The following is a 5049-nucleotide window of genomic DNA, read 5'->3' as shown; positions in this document are numbered from 1 at the left end:
GTCCACGGTTCAGGACATGCGTGTAGATCATGGTCGTGGCCACATCGCGGTGGCCGAGCAGTTCCTGGACGGTACGGATGTCGTGGCCATCCTCGAGCAGGTGGGTGGCGAAGGAGCCCGCTCGAAGCACTGTGCTGCTTCCGAGTGGCGGTGCTGCCTCCTGTGCTCTGCCACTTCCTGAACGAGCCTGCCGTCCTGCTCCTCGCTCATAGCCCGCCCACTCCTGCTCGCTCATAGCCCGGCAACTACTGCTTGAGCACCGTCACGAACCCGTCGGATGAACCCGCCTTCGCCGGCTGCTGCTTGAACAGCGGCCGCGGCGGCGAGTCGCCTCGATTGCGCAGCGCACTACCGCTGATCGGGCCAGGGCGGCACTGGCTTGCTCTCGCCGGGACGAAGACCACCCAGATGCTTGAGGATCTGCTGGTAGTCCTTGTGAGTCGGGGGGTAGACCAGTCGGCCGTGTCCTGACACCCCGCCAGGAGCCTCCGCCCGCAGCTCCAGAACGATGGTGCCGTCCTCGGCCATGGTGGCCACTCCAATGCTCGGCATGTCCGCTCCCGGGTGGTCTGGCCGCGCCTCGAGCAGCGGCCCCGCCGCCGGCGTGTAGTGCCCATCCCCGACCTGGAGGCGGGTGCGGATCACTGTACGCCCGGCCTTAGCGCCGGACCGTGGCGCAAACGCGAGCAGGTAGTCGCCGATCTCGCCCGGACGGAAGAGCTCACGGCTGGGCTGAAAGCTGAGCACAACTCCCGTCGCGGTGCGGAACAGCTCGAAGGGCGCCGGCTGGCCCCGGCCCGTGTAGAAGCCGACCTCCCAGACGCCGAGGTCGAGGCCGTCCAGGAACATGTGGTAGAAGGGCGGCCAGGCCGCCCCGGCCGGCTCCGGCGGGCAGGGGAACTTGACCTTGCAGTTGTCGATGACCTTGTCCGTGACCACACAGGGCCAGACGAAGCAGTCCAGGGTAAGCGTTCCGCGGTCGAGGCTCGCCGGCCAGCAATGCGCGCCTATACAGCGCTCGGCCAGCAGCTTCGGGATTTCCAGCGTGATGCGCCACACGCCGCGCCCCTGGCTGCCGACATAGATATCCACGCGTTCGGAGAGTTGCGGCACCGCAGTCAGCTCCTGGTGGTCGAAGTAGGCGAAGCGCGGCCGCGGGATGTGGGGCCGGCCCGAGTCCACGGGGTCGAACGGGTCGGTCACCAGCTTCCAGTTCTTGCCGCCGTCAATGCTGACGAAAACACCCGCGTCCGCCGCACCCGCGACCACTATGTCCGGATCCCCGGGGTCGAATGCGACCAGGGTCGGCTGCGGGTAGCCCTCGAACCCGGTGAAGGGTGTGGCTCCGCGCTGGTTCTGATACTGGAAGAGCCCGCCGCCGGTCATGAGGCTGTCCAGCGTCGACAGGCTAGCCCAGTTGGCGCCGCCATCTATCGACATCAGCATTTGCGGCGGCGCGTCCGAGCGCAGGTGCGAGGCGATCAGCCGGTTGGCGTCGTTGGGGTCCACGTCGAAGATGCCGAACCCGCCCACGGCGTCCGGAGGGCTGACCTGGGCCCAGGTGCCCTTGGGGCCGTTGCCAGCGCCGGTGAACTTCCAGAGCTGGTCCGGCGTGCGTCCATTCGCCTCCCCCACCAGGCCATAAAGGTAAAGCTTGCCCCCGAGCGCGGCGCCCTTGACGCCCCGCAGATTCAGCGGTGTTGTAGCCCATCCCACCCTGTACCAGCCTCCGCTCGTCGAGAGCTTCGACGTGTAGAACACGCCGCTGTCCGTCACCATGACGTAGGAGCCGCCGGGTCGATCGATATTGTCAATGAACAGAAAGGGCGGCACGTCACCCGGCGGATAGGCGTTTGGACCGATCTCGCCGCCGCCGACCATGCCCTGACCCCTCGCCAGAACTTGAGTGATATGGGCGCCGGGGAGGCAGCAAAGCGTGTACACCACCTCGTCCGGCGCGGCCGACACGTCGAAGACGTCACCGCTGTCGCGGTTGTGCCAGGCAGGCATGGCCGCGCCCGCATCCGTGGCCGCGAAGCTGCCGTTATCCTGGGTGCCAAGATAGAGGTCCTCGGCCGGGCCCAGGTGGTCCGCGCCGTCCAGGCTCCAGAGCCAGAGCGCTCGCGGCGTCACCTCCGGCTGCTCCCAGGCAGGATCGTGGCAGCCAGGAGTCACGACCTTGGTGTTGTAATAGACGCCCCCGTCCGCGGAGTAGAGCACCGGGCAGGCATCGACCATCGTCTTGGAGTCGAAAGCCAGGTCGCCGGCGTCCGAGTGCGCGCCAGGCCAAGGGCCGGCCCAGTCGAGCTTACAGGCCAGTCCCCAGAATGCCGCAGCAGAGTCGGGCGGGCTGCTGCAGGCCGCGCGGTAGAGGTACCTGTCCCCGTACCAGAGGTCGTATTTCGAGCCGCTCCGCGGGTTCACCGCCAGAAAAGGAATGCGGCCCTGAGGCGCCAGGGGGTGGCCCGACCAAGTCCAGCTCGCGCCCCCGTCAGCAGACTGGAAAACCTGGATGCCGACAGCGGCGAATAGAGCGTTCGGCTCGTATGGGGAGGCCCCGATCGAGCAGCGGCCGGAGGGCAACATTTTCTGCCACGCCGGGAGCGTTATCCAGTTCGCGCCGCCGTCCTGAGAACGCTGGTGCCCGTCATCCCCGCAGAGGTCGACGATGCCGCCGTGGTGCACGGCCACATCCCAGACGTTGTCGGCACCGTCTTCGGGCGTGGGATCGACGAACGTCCATGTGGCGCCGGCGTCGGCGCTCAAGGCCAGCCCGCAGTTGGTGCCGACGTAGACGTGCTGCGGCTTCTCCGGATCTATGGCGATGCCGAATGCGGAGGGCTCCGTTCGCCGCGCCTCGTCCAGGCAGAACCCCGAGGGCGGCGTGGCCGTGAGCGGCTTGTTCCACGTCGCACCGCCGTCGGTGCTCACGTTGATCCCGGCCAGGCTGTTCACCCGACCGTCGTAGAAGGAGGTGGCGTACGCCCGGTTCGGGTTGGTCGGGTCGACCTCCACGTCCCAGGTGGCCGTGGGCAGGTGATCGTGCAGGTGGAACCAGGTCTTCCCCGCGGTCGCGCTCTGCCACAACCCGCCCCACTCGCTGGCCGCGTAGAACGTGAGGCCATCGTTCGCGCGGGCCAGTCCGTTGACGCGGCCGCCGGTCGCGCCACTCGGGTTCCCAGCCTTGTCCAGATCCGATTGCGTCGGGTTGATCTCGGTGACCGTGCTCGTGAACTGGGCGCGAGCGGGCGCCGCTGGGAGGAGCGAGAGCAGGGCCAGCCAGGCCACGCTCCCCCAGGACCTGGCAGCTTGCAGCGAGTGCAGCGGGCAAGAACCGTGTTGGCCCTTCCCCTGACGCGCCATCCTCTTCCTCCTGACCGGAGCGGCGCGTGCGACGCGTATGGGGCCGGTCCAGTCGTGAGCCGCCTTGCGGGGAGCAACCGCGGCGCCGAAGGCCTTGAGCATCCGCACCTTCTCCGCGAGCCACTGGCCGGGAGGAAGCCGGCTCACGGCTGTTCTCGTGAGCGGTGCGGTCGGATCCAATCGACTGGGCATGTTGCGGCCTCGGTGCGCACGGTCTCGCCCGGCCGCCACGTCCCATCCGATCGGGTCACCAAGCGCCAGAAATATAGCAATCCGGGCTCGAGCCCCTTTACCCGAAGCGCCACCCGGTCCCCCCTGGCGGACAGCTCCATCGGCTCCGCCCTCAGCTCGAGTGCGGAGCTCGCGGGCTGGCCGGCGGCCTGGAAGTCCGGCGCCATCTGGAAGCGTTGTCCTGCCGGGCTTGGCGACAGCGAGGCGAACAAGCCCCGCTCGAACCCGCGCTTGAAGACCGTCACATCCACGCGCTGTCGGGCGATGAGCTCCCGGTCAGCGGGCCAGCTAAGGGTAGCCATGCCGGTGCCGGGCTCAGCCCGACTGCAGCCGACCTCGACCTGCAAGCGGGCGTCTGCAGCGGCCGTAGGGCGCAGCCCCTCCGGCTGCCCGGCGGGCCGCGCCACTGTCGGCTGAGCCGACAAGGAGTCCCGGCGCGCAGGCTCCTCTTGCGCTCGAGCCGGCCTCGAGAGCACCGCGGTGAGAACCGCCGCCGCAAGGATCAGCGGTCTGACGGCCACGATCATGGCAGCTCCCGTCGTTCCCGGCGCTGGCGCTGCACCCACGCGAGCGCCGCGAGCGCCTCAGCCTAAACGCGCGGGCCGGAATGAAAACCGGACAAGCGCCGCGAGGTGTACGCCTGTAGGCCGCGTTCTCTAGCGCTCGACGCCTGTCCACCGCCATGACTCGCTGCCTGACCGGGTGCGCCGCGCCCCGGCGAGAAAGACGGCCTAGGGCACGATCCGCGCGCTCCAGACCTCGGTCCTCTGGAAATTTCTGGAGTCTGCCCAGTGCGGCCAGAAGCTGGTCGCGGGCAGCCCGGGCGCATTGTCGCTCGCCCCCGCGACCGCGAAGTAATGTCCGTAGAAGTCCCCCCTGATGATGCAGGGGGTGAAGGGAACGTTGGGGCCCGAGGCCACCGGGAACGGCTGCGTCCACTGGTTGCTGCTGGGATCCAGGACCGAGGCCCAGACGCCCAGGCGTGATCCCACCGGAGCCGGGTCCTCCCGCGTATCGTAGTAGGCCAGCAGGACATTCCGGCCCAGGGGCTCCGTCGTCGCCAGCGTCGGGAAGAACCGGTCGTGGCGGGTGGCCGCTGGGAGGGGAAGGCTCTTCTTGGTCCATTTGACGCCACCGTCGGACGAGAGCTGGGTCACCACGTCGTTGGTGCCCGTGGCGGCGTCGAAGGCGGGGTACGCCACCACCACCTGCTGGGTGGAGAGATCCGCACGACGGACGAGGTCCGGCCGCGGAAGCTGCAGGATCTTCCCGTTGGCCACATGATCGGTGACGCCGACGGTCTCGAGGAGCTGGTCGACCCACGGCGTGGCGCCGTTGTCGTCCGTGTAGGCGACGTGGATCTCGACCTGCTCGTTGACGGGCTTCGTGTGGTAGGCGATCAGAAGTCTCACCCCGCTGGGCGTAGCCCAGGTCGTGATGGCCGGGCCCCGCTGG

The 5049-nt window shown here is 68.6% G+C and carries 3 protein-coding genes and 1 pseudogene; all 4 read right to left on the bottom strand.

Features of this window, described 5'->3' with window-relative positions:
* A pseudogene (locus HY703_09550) lies at nucleotides 1-115 on the bottom strand (tyrosine-type recombinase/integrase).
* Nucleotides 116-348: 233 nt separating this feature from the next.
* Nucleotides 349-3363 carry a hypothetical protein gene (locus HY703_09545; GenBank protein MBI4545428.1) on the bottom strand — a complete coding sequence of 1005 codons (3015 nt, stop codon included), beginning with the start codon at nucleotides 3361-3363 and terminating at the stop codon, nucleotides 349-351.
* Between the two features lie 143 nt (nucleotides 3364-3506).
* On the bottom strand, nucleotides 3507-4121 hold the full coding sequence (locus HY703_09540; GenBank protein MBI4545427.1) for a hypothetical protein: 615 nt from the start codon (nucleotides 4119-4121) through the stop codon (nucleotides 3507-3509).
* 204 nt (nucleotides 4122-4325) lie between these two features.
* A partial coding sequence (locus HY703_09535; GenBank protein MBI4545426.1) for an exo-alpha-sialidase occupies nucleotides 4326-5049 on the bottom strand: 724 nt, incomplete at its 5' end.

Source organism: Gemmatimonadota bacterium (assembly GCA_016209965.1).
Lineage (GTDB): Bacteria > Gemmatimonadota > Gemmatimonadetes > Longimicrobiales > RSA9 > JACQVE01.
Note: the sequence above shows the minus strand (reverse complement) of the source record. Positions and strands in the feature narration are given on the sequence as shown.

Coding starts and splice junctions, on each gene's coding strand:
- HY703_09545 (MBI4545428.1), bottom strand. CDS start 3,363: ATGGCGCGTCAGGGGAAGGGCCAACACGGTTCTTGCCCGCTGCACTCG.
- HY703_09540 (MBI4545427.1), bottom strand. CDS start 4,121: ATGATCGTGGCCGTCAGACCGCTGATCCTTGCGGCGGCGGTTCTCACC.